The following is an 18,477-nucleotide window of genomic DNA, read 5'->3' as shown; positions in this document are numbered from 1 at the left end:
CAGAGTAGTGCAGAAAAACCACATTTGATTAGACTTATCTAGCTATTGGGGGTCGGTTCAATTGGCCCTGATTCCATTATTCTAAGGGTTTTTCGGGCCAGTTAATATCTGAGGCTGAATTAACATCAACGCGGTTCAATAATACTCTATATTTTTTTAACTCTGCTAACAGCGATTTTTCCTCATCACTCGACATCCCCAAATCTACAGCATCTTGTAACGGAGCGATCTGTTTACTTACCGTGAGCATAAGTTGCTGTTTCTTATGTTCTGCTTGCTGCTGCTGTTCCCGTCTGAGCTTTATTTTATCACTTTCTGATATTATCCACTTTTCACTATCCCATTTGTGGTAAACAGATGGCACTTGTTTTGTAAGAATTGGATAACCGTCTTTATCACTGACGATAGCAAAACCGCGCGATTGACCGTCAAGTAATTCATTATGTTTTTCTGCTGTTATTTCAACACACTCTTCATGAGCTTCATTATAAAAAACACATTCTTTTCTGGAAAAATAGACCATTTATACCCCCCAAAATAATATATGTACAACTTTGCCTGGATTCTCATCATTGTTGGGAGTGCCTGCTTGATATTCAAATGTCGATAGTGTTGCATTACGTACTAATGTGTGACCAGTTGATGTATTGATACTCGACATGCTTGCAATATAGCCAAAAAGCTTATTTTTAAAAGAAATTGGATAATTTACCTTTATCCATGATTGTTGAGCTGATGGGACTTTAACCCATTGAATAATTATCCCCGTATCTCCACATTGCCACCAGCCATTTTCGGATTTTATAGCTGTATTTTGTAATGCAAGAGTACCACTTTTCTCAGGCGTTAATATATTGTAACGCCGCTGATTTTTGGGATCGTCAGAATAGATATGCAACAATTTCCCTTCAGAACCGTTAATTCCCAATACATACCCATCTTTCGATTTGAAACGCAATTTAGGAAAAGGAGTTTTACTGTCAATCAGTAAACTGCCAACAGTTGCGGTTTTATTGCTAGAAATACGCAAGAAAGTATTATCGCTCTCAGATTTAGCATAACTTCCCACATCTTCAGCATTCAAACTAATATCCCCAGCCAACGGCTTCCCGTTAATTTTCCGACTACTCGGCACGGCACTTTTCGCCAATTCTACCGTTTCCGATAAACCGATATTTTTTACAAATTCAGTTTTATTGAAGATGTCAGCGCCATTTTGATTTTTAGCGAGTTTACTATTTGCATTATCATTTACATCGGAAGCAAGTTTCTGAGTTGCTGCAAGTATATTACTGTTGCCTGTTTTGTCAGTAAGCTGAATAATTCCTTTTTGGGCTAATGTGGCATCGGGAATAAAATCTTGAGTTGCAAGCTCTCCCAGTCCTAAATTATTACGCGCTGTCGCTTTGTTATTAATATCAGATAAGTTATTGGCTTTCTGTAGAAATAACCCGTTAGGATCTGCTAACAGATTTTTCCAACCGGAAGCTAATGTACTATCCGGATCTGTATTGTTATCTTCTACCCCATTCCACCAAATTTTACTTCCATCATAACTGGCAACAATAGCCCCTTTAGGATAACCATCAGTGGCAGCGCTAAAATCAGCATCATACGAATACAGGCCACCAGACATTGAATAACGTATTGCGGCAGTAATATCATTCAATATCCCGTTCATATCCTTGCCAGATGGGGGAATTCCACCAGCAGATATTGCTGTCATCGTTAACGGAGGAAAACCGCTCTGATATGTAGCTATGCCTTTCGCCAAACTATTTTCAGTAGACTTTGTTGCAATTTCGTTATAATTCCCATCTTTTGCGAACGGAACAGTAATAAGAATAGGCTTTTCAGTTGATTTCACTTGTTGGTATTCTTTGAACGATTGAGACACTAACACCTGCCGGATATGGCAGCGCTCCTGATGTTTGAACAATTGCTAATTCTGCTGTTGATAGCTGAAATTCAAATACATAACTCATCTTCATATTTCCATCATCAGTGATATATGCGCGTCCGCTATCGCTAAACATATAAACAAGCATTCTGTTGATGTTTGGTATAGTGCAATCAGATATATTTGACATGGCTTTCATCATAATCAGCTTTCGATACATCTGATCTGATAGTTCAATAGTTTTTGTTTTTGATTCCCCGGCGTAAAATGGCGCCTGGTCAAATGGATTTGGATCTGTTGTTGTCGACGCCCAGCAAAGCTTCACCAAAGCCCAAATATTTTGCATTTTCATTAACAGTCAGCCGCCTGCTAACATTCACTATTTTTCCCCACACATCCAGCCCATACGTGTTTGCCGTGTCAATATTCCAAATCAGGTCGTAAAATGTATTAATAAATTCATTAGAGGAAACAGCAGCATTGAAACTTCGAATAAGTGAGTTGAGTTTTGGGCTAGCGGCATACTGAGCAAGAATAGTTGCTTCCACATTTTCCATTTATGAACCTACTAATTTCACGAATATATTATCTGTGTCAAGCGTTGGGATTTCATCAATACCAAAACTAATTGATGTTGAATAAGCAGTACCGTCACGGCTAAGTGTAATGCTGTAAATATCAACACTTGATGTATCTATGTTATAAACGCCTGAATAATATCTACCAGCAAATAATGTAGATGCTATTCTTGCTCGCGTTCCACCATCTTCACCGTTAAATGCTTGCGCTATAGCTGATTTAACTTGCGTTTCAATATCAGCAGGAAGGTAATCGCTATCAGCAAGTGAGACGTCAACATAAACACGAATGGGCGTCGGTATCACATATTTAATTTCATATTCAGGGTAAGGCTGAACATAGTTTTCATCATCCACAATGGTGTGAGTTGTATTCCCGTTCGTAGGAATACCTGGAGGCTTTTTCTTCCAGATTGCTCTAGCGACATCCTCAGTCTTTCCCCCATACACAGCAATATAAAGAGAGTTCGGCGCTATTTTGTATTTTGATACCCCGACTGTTTTTACTACCGAAGTATCATTTGAAATAACGTATGAGTCTGCTACCCCATTTACTTCTAATATTGCCGCATAAATGGCATGTAATGAGTTTGTCGCATTTTTAGCAACAGATTGTTTACGACGATACTCAAAATTAGCACGAGTTTCCTCATCTGTGCCAGGTACGCCAGCACTCGCATTACTGATACCAGACCAGCCAGGTACTGAGCTATAAATCGTGTTCAAATCATCAATTTGGCATGCTAACGACCCTGTTGTTGAGTTTTGGAAAACAACATCAACAGAGCCGCTGTCAGGGATCTTAGCCTCTGTTATTGAATGATAAAGATACCCTTTTTTATCTTGAGCAATACTACCAATTGGAATAACTGTATTAACTAACCCGGTACATGTTGCTGTTACCGTTGTTCCCGATGCTGGAATTCGGTCTAAAAAATAAATCCGCCCAATGGCATCTTGGAAACGTCCGGTTGCATAATCCGGGTTAATCTGATTGACGATAGCAAGTAACTGATCGTTCTTGTCAGCAATGATAGCCGTATCACTCATTGCCATTTGACCCTGCGGTGTTGTCAAACTGGTACTCATTGCACCGCCCATTGCGGTAGCCAAATCATTTAGCCGCCCATTTAAAATATCAACTTCGTCGGGTACAGTTAAACCAGTCTTTGTAAATGTTACGCTAGGAACACTTGTTGTCAGTACTACAGAGTTAGTCATCAGAAATTTACCACCGCTGATTGATTATTCGTGTCCGTTATTGTCATCGTGCCCACAATAGTTCTTTCGTCCCCGCTTATAGCTTTACAAATGGCAGACTGAACATAAGGTAACTTCATTGCTTCTTGTTGCATTTTGCTGTTAATTAATTGAATTCCGGGCCAATGACCAAGAATGCGCTGATAATAAGGAAGACCTAATGTTGTGTCGTACCAACACTCTCCCAGATATGTACTACAGGCACAAGCGACATCCTGAGCCACAGCATAAGGGTTATCAGTAATAGAGATATTTCCAGAATCATCTAACGTTAAATCCCATGATTTGATATCAAGAAGAAATGAGCGAGTTTGCATTTTCGATCCTTATAGAAATAAAAAAACCGCAATTAAGCGGCATAGATAAAACAAAACCCGCGAGGGGCGGGCTTAATTTATTCGTTTGGTATTGGTAGCTCGTTTTTAGAAATTATTGCTAGTCTATTTTGATAGTGTTCTGGATCTCCCCATAACCACATTTCTTGTCGACTAACATCATCTTGTGTCAAGATTTTACGCAACTCACATGTGATCATGTCATAAGCATAAACATGCATATTGTATGCTAGCGCGTCGTACATTCTATCCTGCCAGAATGCCATACCATCAGTAGTCTGATTCATATCAGACACAATCACATTGTACTGATCAATCAAGTAATCAAAGAACACCTTACCAGCTAAATCACGTAAAGCTGCTCGATGCTGAGGCGTCCTGATACGCCAAACGAGAATTTGAGTTACAGGGCGGCAATTTAATACAACATCAGGCTGTATAACCACCCGATTATAATAAGCAACCTCTTTAGATACATCATTAAGCAAAGCAAGTTCGAAATGAGACTGACTAATCCGATCACTAAGGCGGCCATCAACACGAACCATACGATAACCAGGTGCAAGTGCCAATCCGTTTATCTGATCGGTAATGTCGATACCCTTAGACAGAGCAATATAAAGGGTGTGATTATTTGAGTTCTCGTTCAAATGAGCGAAAACCCCATTAATCTTTTCAGGATTTACCAATCTTTTTGGCATATACCCCCCCTCAATAGATGATTATCAGTTATCAAATTGATATATATAGCTGAGGCTATATTAGCGTCATTGAACCCCTAGTTCAACTGGTTTCACAACCAAAGTTGTGATTTTATTGTTCTGTGATGTATCAAAATGTTTCATGTTTACCATCCCTGGCTTGGGGTTTAAAAATCAACAGATTCTATATTTTTCCCGCCGCTTTTAACGTGTTGTAGCTAGGAAGATAACGCTTTGGATTAACGACACATAGCTGCTGAAAAACGGATGAAGCCTCTTCTCCCTGAGACAACATTGCTTCATCACGGTTCTCATAGTAATACCGGATAACATTCATTACTTGTTTCTCGTTTAGCATCAATTTTATTCCTTGATTTACAGCATTTTCCTTTTGAGCTTTATATACCGGGCTTTCAGTCGAGTAACTTCCTGTTCGTAACAGGACCTCTTCTGCGGGAGTAGAAGGATCTATATAGTTCAGTCCTGCACTCGCGGCATACTGCTGGAATATAGACTGGGACATACACATAGCGGAAATCTTTTCCTGCCGAGAAATGTCACTGTTTTCTGCCCCGGCGCTAAACACGCTGGCAAACAAAGCCCCCGCAACAATAATATTTAATGTTAGATTTCTACACATATTTTTATTCCGGCTTGTTGGTTTTTGAACCTCCAGATTCTACACCACCATGAACGTGCGATGAAAGTTTAATCCCATTTCCTGTAATTTCACCCTTCGCTGTTACGGTTCCACCGAATGTTGCATTTCCACCGTTACCGCCACCACCTTGAATAACCGCACCATTTAATATAATAGATGGTGAGTTTATTGTGATTGAATTTGATGAAGTAATTTCCGTTGTCGATGCGACTACGTTAATTTTATTCGGTGAGACAATATTTATCTGATTATCTACGAATTCAACATATTGTTGTGGTTCTGCGTTTAAAACTCCACCCAGATAAATTGCGTCTGAATAATTGTGTGTTCTTTTTGAACCTGGCAATGCCGGTGCTTTTGTTGCTCTGACGCTACTGATATCACGATCACAGATAGCAATTAGACCAATATCACCAATCACTGGATTCATAATGACAGCACTGTTACCACGCTGGAGGCGAAATATTGGAACATTATAGATTATTCCATTCTCGATTTTTCTCCCGGTTCCCGTCATATTATGCACCATCGGCTTGACATCTACGGTTTTCCCATTCGATTTAATGATAAGACCCAAAGTGATAAAAACATGCTGACTGAGAAATTGCCTCATAACAAAATCAAGGGTATTCGCCTCACTACAAAAATCAGCTGGCTTTGTTGTTAATTTTGGCATTGTTGTCACCCTCCTCTTTTACTGGAGTGCTGTTAAATGATGTGTGCCACTGACCACCATCAAGCCAGGATGTGAGATAGTGCTCCGCCCCTGTTATCAGATAAGTGCCGCTAGCATTCGGTAAAGAGGTTTCTATTTGTATCTTACGACCTAAAATAATTTCATTACTGAAAAGAATAGTTGCTGTTATTCCCACGCCAGTAAATATGGGATAGCCAATCAACCCATATTTGGGAGACGTAAATAACAATTTTTCAACTTTCGGTTGACCATGCGGCCAAATAGTCACTTTATCAATCCCGAAGTCAGTATCTATATCTAACGCATTTGCGGCTTGCTGGATTTGATTAACAACATTTCCAGTAAAATTAGGATTTGAGATAACACCTTTGGCGCCATAATTTTCAACCGTTAGATCGGCTTTTTTAGCCATTGCAGTAATAATATCGACAATATCCACATCTCCCGATGCAGTGAACGGTTCAACTTCCTTTGCTCTTAGGCCAAACATCACACTGGCTGTTATCGTCAGGGGGGCATCAGGTAACTGATTAAAATCTGCATAAGCATCACTGATAAAACCCTCGAATATGGCATTACCATCCGCCCATACACGCATTAAGTTGAATTTTGCACTACCAATCCAGATCCCGCGATAGCTCAACGTTGCCATTTGACTGGTTGTTAACCCCCAGATTTGTAATGTTATTTGTGTCCCTGATATGCCGCCCCACGCCGCTATGTTGACATAAGCGCGTGCATTTTCGATAGTCAGTATATTGTTACCGCTATCATCAAATGTCTTGCCGTCAACTAGCTGAAATTCAACTTTGATATTGCGTTGCTTGTACGTCATGGAGTCACCTCTCTTGGGAAAAGGTAATATAATTTGTAGCGCTGCCCTAACCCTTCCCAAAGGGGATCGGATGAACCATCCAGATCAGCAAAAAACAACTCACCCTGGAATCGTAAATAACTGTAACGAACCATTTTATTGCAGTTGAGACACACAACTCCCTGCAATACAGGTTTATCATTTACAGTTAAGTCCATATATAAACCGGTGCTACGTTGATTGAGACGTATCATGCATGACTGCTCATTCAATGTCACCGGGAACTCCTGAGCCTTGGCCGCCCTGAGCGCTATTTCAATCACGTCAATTTCCTCGATAATTCTTCTACTGCATCATTGAGGTGGTTAGTGGCACTCAATACAGAATCATTTAACGGACCGGTAATCGTTTCTGTCGCACGCTGGAAACCGGATGAAACTTTATCGGCAACTTGTGTTGCAGCACTAGAAACCGATTTTTTTAATCCAGTCAGGGCCTTTTTGACATCGGATAATGTAGCGTGTTTTGTTGCACCTGTTTTTTGTTCAGTGTTTTTGCTTGGACCTTTAGCCGTCTCATTCTTTGTTGTATTTGACTTATTAGCAACATTGCTGCTCATCGTCACTTCAGCAATGTCTTGTACGGCTTGGAAAACTGCGGTCACAATCAGCAATGTGACGCCGTTATCCTGCTTTATCCGATAATCGTACTTAATCAAATCGTAACTTGTGTAATTGGTATCGGGTGTTTCGATATCGTAAATTTCGGCACTGGATACCATCTTATTCAGTGTCTCCAGGACATCAGAACGGGACGTTAACGTGAGATTTGTCAGATTAGGCATAGAACCAGAAAAGCCGGTCCATCCTTCAAATGAAAATGTCACATGAACTTCACCGGGCCGCTGCACTTTGTTGTACGATGTGTAGCCACCTTTCTCTATCGGTGCAGTGGTGATAGATGCCTCTCGTGTGACTTCTACTGCAATGAATGAGGTAGGCGTAAACGGCTTATCACCAACGTTCTGTCCGGATGCATAATAAATACCATACCCTGGGGATATCATACTGTTAACAGCAGACAGCAGATTGCCGCTACGGAACGCGCTAAGTACCGTTGTTTGATTGAGAGAAAATGCCATTATCCGGTTACCCCCGTTGAATAACTTGTTGCTAGCGTTGATCCACCTATTTTCTGTCGGGCATCGTCAACCACGCCTTTTACATTGTTAGCGTTAGAGCTAACTTGAATAGTTCCGATGTGGTAACTCTCAGAAACAGAGGAGGTTCGGTTGTTATTTACCGTATTCGAACAACGTTGTGCCGCCACATGAGCGCCAGGTTGCGGCATATTCGCCAAGACTTTTGGGATATAATCGCGGGTTTCTTTTGGTGCAGCACCCAATCCTTTCCGCATGACATTTCCCTGTCCCCAGTTATAAGCCGCCAGTGCTTTACTCAAATCGCCATCAAACATTCTCATTAGCTGAGATAAATATTTTGCCGCGGCTTCCGAAGATTTTACCGGATCAAAGACGTCATTATCCTTTAACCCAAAATTTCTAGCTGTACCTGGCATAAATTGAAATAAGCCCTTGGCACCTGCTTTGGACACGGCATACTGATTACCTCCCGATTCCGTCATGGCAACACTACGTAATAAACCCTCCGGTAACCCGAACTGCTGCTCAAGTTGCGCTAATTTCGGTGATAGCCAACCCAGTAATTTCATGCCGGTAGTATTTGATGTATCATCAAAGGATGACATTTCATCTGCCACAGCTTGAGGGATCAACAAATCAATTAACTTATTAATTGAATCGGTCAGCTTATCTAACGCGGTTTTTAACCAATTATTGCTGTATTCCAGCCGCTGCTGTCGTTCATTCTCTGCCCGAATAATACGGTCGTTTTCGCTGCGCTTTTCTTCCTCTTTGACTTCTTTAACTACGGTCTTATCTGGCTTAGAGGCTTTACCCTCCAGTTTTGCCTGATAAGCTTCATATTCTTTTTTACTAAAAAAAGGCGTCCAGTCGCTTGCCAGATAAAACCCATACGAATCCAGTGTATTTTTGGTCTCCTCTCCGACAATCGAAGTCGCGACTGACTCTACAGGATCATATAACGCATACCCGATAGCGCCGTATATTCCGGCTTTCCCTATAGCCCCTTTGCCTAGCAATCCGCCGCCACCTTTCCCCATTTTCAGCATAGATGAAGCCGCGCGATAAATTCCCCATAGCCATCCCGCAAACTTCAACCCAATCAGACCAATGATGACATTACTCCAACCGCCTACCGCATCCGCAGCCTGATTAGCGACTGAAATAATAACACTCATCTTATCGAGAAAACCGCTGACCGCTTTTTTAATCTCTTCCGGATGCTTATTCATCCAATCGGCTAAATCCTTCAGCCAGATATTGAATTGATTGATGTATGGCAAAAGGGCATTAAACAGAATGTAGCCTGTTTTCTCAAAACTCTGGCTTATCTCTGTCCACTGTTCACGGAAACGACGCGCAGCGGCAACAGATTTATCATCTACACCTGAATTGGCTGTAAATTTATCCACATCTTTGAGTGCATGACCGGATGAGAACCACTGCTGCGCGGCGTAACCGAATCCCAGTTCACCGCCATAAGCTTGTTGTTGATCTTTATTGAGCCTGGGAAAAACACCGGTCAGCTTGCGCATGATGGATTCGGTACTTTCTGAGGTAATATCAATATCCACACCCGCTTGTGACGCCGTTTTTAACAGCGTCTCAAGAGCCGGATCAAGCGCAACACCTGATTTTAACCGGGCTTTGGCATCATTAATGCGTGAAAATGCCCCGACAATCTCATTTGCGCTCACCCCGAATGCTTGACCCGCTTTTGTCCAGCCATCAAGCGCCTTAGCCGACATGCCGAATGCATCAGCAGCAGTACTTAACTGATTGAGATTGCCGGTAAAGCTGGTCACAAAACTTTTCAGTCCACCGAGTGAGACCGTAACACCCGCCAAAGCCAGGATCTGACCCTTTATGCTGGAAAAGAAAGAGGCGGCTTTCTTTCCTGCCGTCTCCATTTCTTTTGCCACTTTTTCAGTTTTCTTGCCGGTTTTGTCTAATGATTTACTGGTTTTCTTTTCGCCATCATTAAACGAGTCAACCAGTTTTTGCATCACCTGAGCCAAACCACCGATCCCGGCAATTACCGCGGTTTCACCTGCACTAAATTCAGTCGCGTCCAGTCCCAGAGTTATAACAAGTTCATCTATAATGTTTGCCATCAGTTTTTACCCTGCTGTAAAACGTAAGCATTGTGATTATCGACCTGAACAATCTCGATTAACTGCCAAAGATCCTCCACACCATAAACTGTATCCAGCTCATGGAGTGTCGCTCTTCCTGATGAGATAACGGTCGCTATTGTGCCTGGGACATTTATATAACTGACGATACCGAATGGCTTTGAGATACTGGAATAGCGCGGCGGGATTACGATTGGTCGGCGGTTTTGAAAAAATCCACGTGTAACTTAAGCACCTCTGCACGCAATTTCAGCCGGGTAACAATTTCTTCAATGTCACTGTCGATCAGTTCACGCTTGATTTTTTTATCTGCCGGGTTCGGTACCATCTGTACACAGCCCATCAGTTCATCAAGTAGTGGCCTGGCTTCATCAGGAGCAATGCGAGAAATTGCTTTCAATCCAACCACCGCTAATGCAGCCATGCCTAAATCCCGAAAATTATCGGGGATATCCAACCCTTCTCTCCCCATTGCCATCAATGCACGAATAGCCCACCATTCAGCCTGTGAAGCGGGCATTTCCTGAATGTAAAAAAGCTTTCCTTTGTCGCGATTATCATCATTCATAGTGATGAAGGTTTCTTTACGTGCCATTAGCTATATGCCTCACCTGTTATTGATTCCCACTCAATGACGGCCTGTGCCGCTTGTAAAACCTTGCCTGCGTCCGGCATGGTTTTCCATTGCTTCAGAACGCCGTTCACCAATGTGTATTTACGCCCGATAGCCGGAAGAATAACCGTCGCATTACATCTGAACACAGCGACGCTAGTACGTGATGTCGTCGCCCAGGTATCAAAAATGGTGCGACTTTCCGAATCAGGCATAATATGGATCGTCTGATTGATATTGCCGTAGATAAAACCCGCTGACAGTTTACCGTCCGCCCCACGTACCGTTTCAGCCAAATCTAACGCCTCAGTTTCGAAAATGTTATCTGCCGCAAATCCCTGTAATTGCACACCAGACGGATATAAATTAGTGACTGTCAGGGTAATTACCGCATCAGCAGAAGTGATTGTGTCTGACATTATTGAACCTCCGTAGATGCCATTTCGAATTTCTGAATACTGCCACCGTCGCAATACCACAGTGTACAGCTTGGGCTGGTGCGATTTGCACGCATAGAGGCAGACATTTCCCCGACATACAAGTAATAACCCTTCGCGATTATTGACGTTGAAACATCAGTTCCCACGGCGTTAATAATTTCCAGCTTTTGTGCAGCCGATAATGTTACACCTGATCGGATACCGCCCCACAACTTAAACCGCTGGATAACATCACTCATTGAGGCTTCCACCAGCGCACGGCCAGCCGTGTTATAAGGGATAGTCTTGTTGGATTTGAACAAGGCAATAACCGCACCCTGCAAATTCGCATTCAGCCAGATTTGGCCACAGAAGGAATCTAACCACTTAAAATCACCGGTTATTGTGCCATCAGCCCAATAATTTTCGGTGATGTTATTGGCGGCATAATTGCCATAGAAATTATATCCATTAGCAATCAGTGCATCATAAACATCAGAATCGATCACATCCGGACTGAGGCCGTTCAATTCTCTGAATTTAAACGGAACACGCCCCTCCGTTCGCTCAAAATCCAGCACTGCCGCATAACCTAATACCGCTGCCGGTTTCATATTATCAGAGCAGAAAACAGGAACGACACTCCCGTAGCGATTAATACCAATAATTTTATGGGCGAGAGTTTCCTGGCTGCCTTTCACTTTTGCCGTGCCGCTTGTTGTCCAGGCAACATAGAAATAGCGATATGCCTGACTACTAGCCCACGCGGATAATGCAAGATGCTGTTCATCTGTACATTCAAATACTGTCGTAAAACCGGCCCATTGCTGAGACTGCGTTTTAATCACGGCAAATAGATCAGGAACCGCCGACACTGTAGCCCCCTGAGAAACCATTGCCCCTAGTGCGCCAGTGAACTTAAGAGCCTCGGCCCCATCACCAGTACCATAAGTGATATTTGTATCTTCCGGTTTAATGCTGCCAGAAACATTGATGATGAAAGCTTTACGGGTGGTATCGAACACAACCGTTACTGCCTTACCAATCGCTGTTTCAATGCTCTTTGCTGCATCCGCAAAGGATTTAACCCCATCAAGATTGATTGCGGCATTTATTGCTGCACCATTGATATTGAGTTTCAACGTACCGGACATTTTTTGCAGATCGGTAATGGCTACCCCATTAAAAGAACCTGAGCGCAACCAGGCCGATACTGACGCTCGATTAAATCGCGAAAACAGTAATTGGCCGGGTGTCTTTGTACAGTTGTTGTACCCTGAAAAATAAATAGCCGCCATGCTATATTCTTCGGATGCACCACCGAAATATGCCGCCACATCTTCTTTAGTCGAGAATGACAACACCGCACCAACGGGTGCATATGCATTATCTGTCAGTAATAATCCGTTGAGATCAACAGCATTACCCGCTGCCGACAGCACCCCCGGATTAATTCTCACGTCTTTACTGATTGGAATTGCCATGAATAGACTCCACTGTTTTAGTGTTCAGCGTAACGCTGTTGAAAAATAGTTGTTCTGTTGTCACAACGGGGTTGATTTGAGCGGTAAATTCAAATGTCCAACGCGACTCATATTGCTGTTCACCATTAATCATCGTCGTCTGAATCGGATCGCTGGCATAAAGCGGTGCCATATCGATACCTGATCTCTTGAATAGCTCACTCGCATATTCAGTACGCACCGTCGTTGCAATAATGTGAGCATCCTCATGAGCGAACTGGCCGTAACAATCGATTTGACATGTCCAGCATGTCGTCCGAGTGATTAGACTTTCCCCCATGCCTGCCACTGTTGGGGCGTTATAGTTCATTACACCTGTTGATAAACCAGTGCTGTTCAATGGCGTCATAACAATAAAATCACTATCCGGCATCGGTGAGCGATTTACCTGAGACAAAATAACGCTACGTTCAGGTATTAAGGCCATTAAAAAACCGCGTAATGCGGTTGTTATATCGTCTTGCGTTACACTTATCGTTGTCACTATTGTTCCCCACGCTGCAATGTAACAGCGAATTTGCACCAATCCGGCCACGCTTCCAAAATCTGCACTATCAACCACACTTCACCATTAATAATCAGCAGATCACCCCCTTGCTGCCTGGGGCGGTTGACGGCATTAAAATTGCCATTCACATAAGCTGCTTTGAGTATGCCCTGAATATTCAAACCATTCGTATGTTGCAGATCAGTAAAAGTCAGTGGCTGGATTTGTGCGGTAACGGGTGTTGTGATGTATTTCGGGATTTGCTTGCCGCTGGGTGCTATATCATATCCCGCACTTACCCGTATCTCCCCAGGTGAGTGCGGATTAACAACCCCGACAGCACCAGATGCAATGCCATGCAAGTTCATTCATTCCCCTCATCAACCACATAATCAACACTGTTCAGCATATGTTTGGTGTGACGTAACGGCGCATCAAATCCCTTTTTAGCTATAGTGGGTTTTTCATTAGCCGGTGAAGTGAAAGAACGAATGGATTGCTGAATTTGCCCCTTAATAACTTCCCCGGTCATTCGTAATGCCACATCTCCGCTCATATCATTATCCCTCAAACACTGTGCGACAGTATCACCCCATTCATTAGCATGTTCGTTGATAGTGTTACGAAAAAACGGACGGGGCCGCCTGTTTCGCCCCGGATCACCGATCTCGTTACTGATTGCCACCATTGCAACCGAAGTGCCATCGGGATAAGTCGCATCTTTGAGAAAACCAGCCCGCAATTTTTTGCCTTCACCCACTCTTTTAGCTAATTGCTTTAAATAGCGTTTTGCGGCATCACTCCCCTTAATACTGCTCGACATTAGCGCCTCCCTTGAGTCCGTGGGTAGTAATATGACGGATAGTGAGAGGGAGAGCTGCCGGGGATGTAACGCATAGTTCTGTATTGCGCTGTTGCCTGCCAGTACATAGCCCCGTATTTCGTCTGCAAGAACCAAGCAGCACGTTCACTCACAGCGCCCATATCAGCCGAAACGGAAACAGGCCCCTCGCTTGCGCTGCTAACCCGCCCCACGAGCGGATTGGCCGCTGTTCCGCTAGCAGATAAACGATTAAGTTCAGCAATATGAGCAACAAGTATATTCAGTAACATTGCGCGTTGCTCAAGATCACTAACTGGGCTTTGGGCCGTATTGTTAAGATAGAGTGTTGCTTCAGTAAAATAGGTATCCAGCAGAACATCACTGACAGAAGAAAACTCTGGGTAACGAATGCGAAACTTCACGACATCAAAAACAACAACAAAGCCCATTAGCTTAATCCTCTTCTTTTCGCTGCTCGATATTCTTACCCGGCTTTTTGGGATCGATAGGCTCCAACCCGTTCTTTAACTCGGCTTTTTCCTCAGCTTCCGTCCGGGCCTCTTTGAGCTTTTCCTGAGCAAAAATAAGCCCATTTTTGACTAATTTCGTATCGGCATGGAGTTCCAGATATTTGTCAAAAAATGCTTTATCAACATCATATGTCAATCCATAACCACCAATAATTGTTAATGAATTTATCCCGTTTAGCGTCACGCGATTCTCATCAATTTCAATCGTTAACCCGTGGGGCAATTTACACCCCACAATGACTGTCGCCATTTAAACCCCCAACATTTGTGCAATAGCGTGTGGATAACGAATAATCGCCCCCCACGTACCGGCTGATTTCTTTTGTTTAAAACTGGATGAACTCACAACAACCGCGTGTGCCCGCATTTTTTCAGTAAATGAGGCATAAGCCGTTTTTTCACCATCAAGCGTATCGGCAATCAATTGAACCAGCTCCCCTGCTTCTGTACTGTATTCAACCGCCGTTTCAATCGTCAGATTCGGAAAATTCTTTTTCAACTGATCGGTAACATTAACGTTGTATTGGTTGGTTTTTGTCAGATTGACTTCCGCTGTTGGCGACATACAAAGTTTCAATGGATCTGTTCGCTCCACCAGCCCTTCTGTCTGTTTTGTAAGCTGTTTGAATAGACGTTGGGAAATATCGTCATAAATTGCCTGCCCGTCTTTGGTTTCCCACGTTGTACCATTGGATTTTCCGTTTGCCGCCGGTATTACCGGCGCACTTAACCCCGGATCATTCAACAGTCCATAGTTTTTAAGTCCCGCAATACCATAGAAATAAGACTTATTCATAAACTTGTTTAGGGTTAATGCGCTTGCGGTATTAAGTTGCGCCGCTCGATTGATACGGGCCGTACCGTACATATCCAGCTCACGCTCCCCCCAGACAGTAAATGTTTGGAAATGATAGCTCTGGCGTTCCACCCAGTTCACGTTAGCATCTGACATGCCATTATTGCTGTGATCACCGTATGAGCTCACTTCACCTGTTGATTCTTCAACTGGGAACTGGGTTGTCAGCGTTGTCCAGTCACCTTTTTTATTTTCACCGATAATTTCAGCCGCTCTCATCGGCGTGACCAACACACGAACCAACTCAGGATCGAGATAGTTAGTCAAATACGCAGGAACCCCGGCGTTACTCACGGTCACCATAGCAGGCTGTGCATCCATAGCGAATGTATAGTTATTAGCATATTGGGGATTTAAGTAATCGACGGCCTGTGGTACTACAATGCCGTATTCCCCTTTAATATATTGAAAATCTGCGTGTCGTTTCATTAGCTCCAGGTCCCCATTTTGACTAATTCACCCGCACCAGCAGCGGTACCAGCAACGAATTTGGTTTCGATAAAATCAGTGCTAGTTTTTCCCGCTGCGGCGGTCTGTACCTCACCCGTTTTTAAGGATGCGTAAATCTTATCCCCAACTTTTGCGGGCGTACTTGTTCGTACCGTAAAATCACCCGCAGTAAATAAAGTGACTTCACGTCCGGGTTGGATCAGCATAGATGCTTCACCCAGCCAAAGAGTGATAGATGCTTGTCCGTCACGCCCCACAAAACCAGACGGAGCACCCGCCCCCTTGTTCGAGACGACACCATCAATCACCCAAGCAAAACGCCCAACAGTCACACCGTCCTTACCCGCAATCAGTGCGCCTTCCCCTGCCAGCAAAATGGCGTTAGGGTTAGTACTGGCAAATGCCCCCTCAATACCGGGGGCTGGATAGTGATTAATTTTGTTCGGAAAACCCATAGTTAAACCCTCACTAATTTAGATGCGGTGGGAAAACGTTTTTCAAAAGAATCTATAGCCGCAGAATCCATTGCCAGGCGGGCTTTCGGTTTTGCTGACTCGGCTATACTGATCTGCATTTTCACTAAAGAACGATAAGCGGACGGATGAACGCCGGTTGTATCAACACCCACCTCATCAAGCGCAACTCTGTAAATTTCGTCAGCAGAATCCATTGCTACTACATCACCGATGAGGGGTTTAACCTCAGCCTCAACAATGCGAATAGCATTAATGCGATTCACTGTATCTTTCTCTATCTTCCGAGTAGCTGCACAAATAGCCGCATCCATTGCGGGCTTACTAACACTATCCTCTTCCTTTGGTTCTGGTTCATTATCGGGATCATCGTCCTGCGCAGGCGTGCCTGAAATTAACGCCCGGATTTTTTCCAAGTCTTCCTCTGGCAATTTACCCGCAAGCAGTTCGAGCACTTGCGCACAGATATCATCATCCTGCGCGGGTGGCTCCGCTGGCTCCTGTGTCTCCGCATCATCAGCAACAGCTTCAATGATTGAGGCAAGCTCCGCTGAGTCGATTTCCATATCCTGAGCCAGAAGGGTACCGAATTTATTTTTCGCCGCTTCCGCTATACTTTTCGCGCTATCACCCGCTTTCAGTAATGAGGCAATTTCTTTCGGTGCGGCATCTTGTGCTAATTTCGGCTGCAAGTATGCCCCCAGCGCTGCACGTACAGCGACAGCCACCATTTTTTTATTTAACTTCATGTGTTTTAACTCCAGAGGGAGGGAATCGCAGACAACAACATCTGCACCGGCTCGCCCTTCTTCAACAAGAGCGACATGGTTCCCGACGATATCGCGCATAACACCATCATGATGAATTCCGTCATACGTGCCGGGGGTCATATCAGCTACGTAGTGATACGCCGCTGACAATTCTTTTTGTTCATCCGATTCAATACCCGCTATAGATTCAGCATCCCAAATTGCCAAGCTGTTTTTCAGGTATGTACCATCGAACATGGAATTTGATCCCGTTGTACCGACAATCAATTCTGTTGAAGGTTTGGCCGCCGTGACGGGAATGTGTTTTTTCAATAACGGCAGGTTATTGAAGGTTGCAGCCCCTTTTTTTATTTCATCAGGGTCACGCAACAGTTTGTACATACGATTAGGATCGAGTCCTAATCTTTGCCAGTTCGGGATTTCTCTTCCGTAATACGATGATACCGTCGCCTTAGAGATAGGACTTTCAACAACATGCAAACGCCCGTCTCTGTCGTATGAGCGTACAGAAGCCCGATCTAACGCCAGACCGTGATTCATAATATTTCTCGGATTAATTAGTTGCTTAGTTTAGGAATGACGACCTGCCAACCACACCCGCAATTGATTTCTTCACCAAGCATGATCCATTTGCCGTCAATATAAAGCCCTTTTGATAAATCGAACTCTTCACCATCCGCTTTCAAGTGTGATTGACGAAATTTTTTTGCTGCACGACTGTGCCGCCAGATACCCGTTTTAAAACCGATTGAACGCTGCCGGGCAGATTGCATAACAGAAGTTGCTTTGTTGTTCTGGTCACGAGCAATCAGTGCTGCGCGGCGCTTAGTCATGCCGTAACGCTCTTGCAAGGCTTTTGTCAGCGTTCCAAGATCACGCCCTCTTGCTACGGATTGCATTACTAGCGTTTCAACTTGCGACAAATATTGCCGTGGAATACTTTTAATCAACCCAACATTCTCACCAATGACCGCCTGTAGCGCGTTATTCATTTCTGTCGTCATCGTGAAGGGTATCGAAATATGTGCAGCATCTAACGCATGGATTAACGAGGCATCCATGTTATCCATTGATAAAGCCGCGAATTTTTTCGCCAGCTTGTCAGCTAAAGCATCAAACTGCTTCAACCAACGCCGGGTTAATTTTCGCATTGCTGAACGCATCAACATCGCCGGGCTAGCATCCATTGCCATTGCTGCACCGCTGTTCTTATAGTTGGCGGATACCCAGTAAATCACTGAGTTATTCATCTCATCCACCAGCTTATATAGCTGCCTGCTGTACCATACC

At 43.7% G+C, this 18,477-nt stretch carries 23 protein-coding genes and 1 pseudogene; all 24 read right to left on the bottom strand.

Features of this window, described 5'->3' with window-relative positions:
• Positions 1 to 76: 76 nt before the first annotated feature.
• Positions 77 to 523, bottom strand: a complete 447-nt coding sequence (locus ACGF5R_RS07050) for a tail fiber assembly protein (RefSeq protein WP_387690265.1) — start codon at positions 521 to 523, stop codon at positions 77 to 79.
• Positions 524 to 1,867, bottom strand: coding sequence for a phage tail protein (locus tag ACGF5R_RS07045; protein WP_265514229.1), 1,344 nt, complete (start codon positions 1,865 to 1,867; stop codon positions 524 to 526). It abuts the gene before it with no gap.
• Positions 1,854 to 2,457, bottom strand: a pseudogene (locus tag ACGF5R_RS07040) (DUF2612 domain-containing protein). Before ACGF5R_RS07040 ends, ACGF5R_RS07045 begins: the two are co-directional and overlap by 14 nt.
• The gene (locus tag ACGF5R_RS07035; RefSeq protein WP_387690263.1) at positions 2,458 to 3,699 is read right to left on the bottom strand and encodes a baseplate J/gp47 family protein; all 1,242 of its coding nucleotides are present in this window, start codon (positions 3,697 to 3,699) and stop codon (positions 2,458 to 2,460) included.
• Positions 3,699 to 4,055 carry a hypothetical protein gene (locus ACGF5R_RS07030; protein ID WP_112876393.1) on the bottom strand — a complete coding sequence of 119 codons (357 nt, stop codon included), beginning with the start codon at positions 4,053 to 4,055 and terminating at the stop codon, positions 3,699 to 3,701. Before ACGF5R_RS07030 ends, ACGF5R_RS07035 begins: the two co-directional genes overlap by 1 nt.
• A gap of 77 nt (positions 4,056 to 4,132) precedes the next feature.
• On the bottom strand, positions 4,133 to 4,774 hold the full coding sequence (locus ACGF5R_RS07025; RefSeq protein ID WP_387690261.1) for a hypothetical protein: 642 nt from the start codon (positions 4,772 to 4,774) through the stop codon (positions 4,133 to 4,135).
• Between the two features lie 184 nt (positions 4,775 to 4,958).
• On the bottom strand, positions 4,959 to 5,414 hold the full coding sequence (locus ACGF5R_RS07020) for a hypothetical protein (RefSeq protein WP_112879592.1): 456 nt from the start codon (positions 5,412 to 5,414) through the stop codon (positions 4,959 to 4,961).
• A gap of 4 nt (positions 5,415 to 5,418) precedes the next feature.
• On the bottom strand, positions 5,419 to 6,111 hold the full coding sequence (locus tag ACGF5R_RS07015) for a Gp138 family membrane-puncturing spike protein (RefSeq protein WP_192881065.1): 693 nt from the start codon (positions 6,109 to 6,111) through the stop codon (positions 5,419 to 5,421).
• Positions 6,083 to 6,967, bottom strand: coding sequence for a baseplate hub protein (locus ACGF5R_RS07010; RefSeq protein ID WP_387690259.1), 885 nt, complete (start codon positions 6,965 to 6,967; stop codon positions 6,083 to 6,085). The genes ACGF5R_RS07015 and ACGF5R_RS07010 overlap by 29 nt, the downstream gene beginning before the upstream one ends.
• Positions 6,964 to 7,269, bottom strand: coding sequence for a phage baseplate plug protein (locus ACGF5R_RS07005; protein ID WP_387690257.1), 306 nt, complete (start codon positions 7,267 to 7,269; stop codon positions 6,964 to 6,966). Before ACGF5R_RS07005 ends, ACGF5R_RS07010 begins: the two co-directional genes overlap by 4 nt.
• A complete protein-coding gene (locus tag ACGF5R_RS07000) occupies positions 7,266 to 8,087 on the bottom strand; it encodes a phage baseplate protein (RefSeq protein WP_387690255.1) in 822 nt (273 codons plus the stop codon). Before ACGF5R_RS07000 ends, ACGF5R_RS07005 begins: the two co-directional genes overlap by 4 nt.
• Positions 8,087 to 10,222 carry a transglycosylase SLT domain-containing protein gene (locus ACGF5R_RS06995; protein ID WP_387690253.1) on the bottom strand — a complete coding sequence of 712 codons (2,136 nt, stop codon included), beginning with the start codon at positions 10,220 to 10,222 and terminating at the stop codon, positions 8,087 to 8,089. Before ACGF5R_RS06995 ends, ACGF5R_RS07000 begins: the two co-directional genes overlap by 1 nt.
• 208 nt (positions 10,223 to 10,430) lie before the next feature.
• Positions 10,431 to 10,838 carry a hypothetical protein gene (locus ACGF5R_RS06990; protein ID WP_225816670.1) on the bottom strand — a complete coding sequence of 136 codons (408 nt, stop codon included), beginning with the start codon at positions 10,836 to 10,838 and terminating at the stop codon, positions 10,431 to 10,433.
• On the bottom strand, positions 10,838 to 11,275 hold the full coding sequence (locus ACGF5R_RS06985; protein WP_036770760.1) for a phage tail fiber protein: 438 nt from the start codon (positions 11,273 to 11,275) through the stop codon (positions 10,838 to 10,840). Before ACGF5R_RS06985 ends, ACGF5R_RS06990 begins: the two co-directional genes overlap by 1 nt.
• A complete protein-coding gene (locus ACGF5R_RS06980) occupies positions 11,275 to 12,759 on the bottom strand; it encodes a DUF3383 domain-containing protein (protein ID WP_387690251.1) in 1,485 nt (494 codons plus the stop codon). Before ACGF5R_RS06980 ends, ACGF5R_RS06985 begins: the two co-directional genes overlap by 1 nt.
• On the bottom strand, positions 12,740 to 13,282 hold the full coding sequence (locus ACGF5R_RS06975) for an LIC_12616 family protein (RefSeq protein ID WP_387690249.1): 543 nt from the start codon (positions 13,280 to 13,282) through the stop codon (positions 12,740 to 12,742). Before ACGF5R_RS06975 ends, ACGF5R_RS06980 begins: the two co-directional genes overlap by 20 nt.
• Positions 13,282 to 13,653 (bottom strand): hypothetical protein, encoded by a 372-nt coding sequence (locus tag ACGF5R_RS06970; protein WP_265514240.1) that lies wholly within the window; start codon positions 13,651 to 13,653, stop codon positions 13,282 to 13,284. Before ACGF5R_RS06970 ends, ACGF5R_RS06975 begins: the two co-directional genes overlap by 1 nt.
• Positions 13,650 to 14,108, bottom strand: coding sequence for a hypothetical protein (locus tag ACGF5R_RS06965; protein ID WP_262980153.1), 459 nt, complete (start codon positions 14,106 to 14,108; stop codon positions 13,650 to 13,652). The genes ACGF5R_RS06970 and ACGF5R_RS06965 overlap by 4 nt, the downstream gene beginning before the upstream one ends.
• Complete coding sequence (locus ACGF5R_RS06960) at positions 14,108 to 14,557, bottom strand: DUF4054 domain-containing protein (RefSeq protein WP_262980154.1); 450 nt, start codon at positions 14,555 to 14,557, stop codon at positions 14,108 to 14,110. The genes ACGF5R_RS06965 and ACGF5R_RS06960 overlap by 1 nt, the downstream gene beginning before the upstream one ends.
• 4 nt (positions 14,558 to 14,561) lie before the next feature.
• Positions 14,562 to 14,888 (bottom strand): hypothetical protein, encoded by a 327-nt coding sequence (locus ACGF5R_RS06955; RefSeq protein WP_387690246.1) that lies wholly within the window; start codon positions 14,886 to 14,888, stop codon positions 14,562 to 14,564.
• Positions 14,889 to 15,923, bottom strand: a complete 1,035-nt coding sequence (locus tag ACGF5R_RS06950) for a major capsid family protein (RefSeq protein WP_387690244.1) — start codon at positions 15,921 to 15,923, stop codon at positions 14,889 to 14,891. It lies immediately after the preceding gene.
• Entirely contained in the window at positions 15,923 to 16,399 is a 477-nt protein-coding gene (locus tag ACGF5R_RS06945) for a hypothetical protein (RefSeq protein WP_262980155.1), read from the bottom strand. The genes ACGF5R_RS06950 and ACGF5R_RS06945 overlap by 1 nt, the downstream gene beginning before the upstream one ends.
• A 2-nt stretch (positions 16,400 to 16,401) precedes the next feature.
• Complete coding sequence (locus tag ACGF5R_RS06940; RefSeq protein ID WP_387690242.1) at positions 16,402 to 17,727, bottom strand: DUF2213 domain-containing protein; 1,326 nt, start codon at positions 17,725 to 17,727, stop codon at positions 16,402 to 16,404.
• Between the two features lie 17 nt (positions 17,728 to 17,744).
• The gene (locus ACGF5R_RS06935; RefSeq protein WP_387690287.1) at positions 17,745 to 18,437 is read right to left on the bottom strand and encodes a phage minor head protein; all 693 of its coding nucleotides are present in this window, start codon (positions 18,435 to 18,437) and stop codon (positions 17,745 to 17,747) included.
• Positions 18,438 to 18,477: the final 40 nt, after the last annotated feature.

This window comes from Photorhabdus sp. RM71S, from assembly GCF_042879355.1.
GTDB classification, from domain to species: Bacteria; Pseudomonadota; Gammaproteobacteria; order Enterobacterales; family Enterobacteriaceae; genus Photorhabdus; species Photorhabdus kayaii.
Note: the sequence above shows the minus strand (reverse complement) of the source record. Positions and strands in the feature narration are given on the sequence as shown.

Bases quoted from the DNA above. Each gene is read 5' to 3' on its own strand.
- ACGF5R_RS07010 (WP_387690259.1), bottom strand. From the start codon at position 6,967: ATGACGTACAAGCAACGCAATATCAAAGTTGAATTTCAGCTAGTTGAC.
- ACGF5R_RS06995 (WP_387690253.1), bottom strand. From the start codon at position 10,222: ATGGCAAACATTATAGATGAACTTGTTATAACTCTGGGACTGGACGCG.
- ACGF5R_RS06945 (WP_262980155.1), bottom strand. From the start codon at position 16,399: ATGGGTTTTCCGAACAAAATTAATCACTATCCAGCCCCCGGTATTGAG.
- ACGF5R_RS06960 (WP_262980154.1), bottom strand. From the start codon at position 14,557: ATGGGCTTTGTTGTTGTTTTTGATGTCGTGAAGTTTCGCATTCGTTAC.
- ACGF5R_RS07020 (WP_112879592.1), bottom strand. From the start codon at position 5,414: ATGTGTAGAAATCTAACATTAAATATTATTGTTGCGGGGGCTTTGTTT.
- ACGF5R_RS07015 (WP_192881065.1), bottom strand. From the start codon at position 6,111: ATGCCAAAATTAACAACAAAGCCAGCTGATTTTTGTAGTGAGGCGAAT.
- ACGF5R_RS06980 (WP_387690251.1), bottom strand. From the start codon at position 12,759: ATGGCAATTCCAATCAGTAAAGACGTGAGAATTAATCCGGGGGTGCTG.
- ACGF5R_RS07000 (WP_387690255.1), bottom strand. From the start codon at position 8,087: ATGGCATTTTCTCTCAATCAAACAACGGTACTTAGCGCGTTCCGTAGC.
- ACGF5R_RS06955 (WP_387690246.1), bottom strand. From the start codon at position 14,888: ATGGCGACAGTCATTGTGGGGTGTAAATTGCCCCACGGGTTAACGATT.
- ACGF5R_RS07025 (WP_387690261.1), bottom strand. From the start codon at position 4,774: ATGCCAAAAAGATTGGTAAATCCTGAAAAGATTAATGGGGTTTTCGCT.
- ACGF5R_RS06940 (WP_387690242.1), bottom strand. From the start codon at position 17,727: ATGAATCACGGTCTGGCGTTAGATCGGGCTTCTGTACGCTCATACGAC.
- ACGF5R_RS06935 (WP_387690287.1), bottom strand. From the start codon at position 18,437: ATGAATAACTCAGTGATTTACTGGGTATCCGCCAACTATAAGAACAGC.
- ACGF5R_RS07030 (WP_112876393.1), bottom strand. From the start codon at position 4,055: ATGCAAACTCGCTCATTTCTTCTTGATATCAAATCATGGGATTTAACG.
- ACGF5R_RS07050 (WP_387690265.1), bottom strand. From the start codon at position 523: ATGGTCTATTTTTCCAGAAAAGAATGTGTTTTTTATAATGAAGCTCAT.
- ACGF5R_RS06950 (WP_387690244.1), bottom strand. From the start codon at position 15,923: ATGAAACGACACGCAGATTTTCAATATATTAAAGGGGAATACGGCATT.
- ACGF5R_RS06970 (WP_265514240.1), bottom strand. From the start codon at position 13,653: ATGAACTTGCATGGCATTGCATCTGGTGCTGTCGGGGTTGTTAATCCG.
- ACGF5R_RS06965 (WP_262980153.1), bottom strand. From the start codon at position 14,108: ATGTCGAGCAGTATTAAGGGGAGTGATGCCGCAAAACGCTATTTAAAG.
- ACGF5R_RS06990 (WP_225816670.1), bottom strand. From the start codon at position 10,838: ATGGCACGTAAAGAAACCTTCATCACTATGAATGATGATAATCGCGAC.
- ACGF5R_RS07035 (WP_387690263.1), bottom strand. From the start codon at position 3,699: ATGACTAACTCTGTAGTACTGACAACAAGTGTTCCTAGCGTAACATTT.
- ACGF5R_RS06985 (WP_036770760.1), bottom strand. From the start codon at position 11,275: ATGTCAGACACAATCACTTCTGCTGATGCGGTAATTACCCTGACAGTC.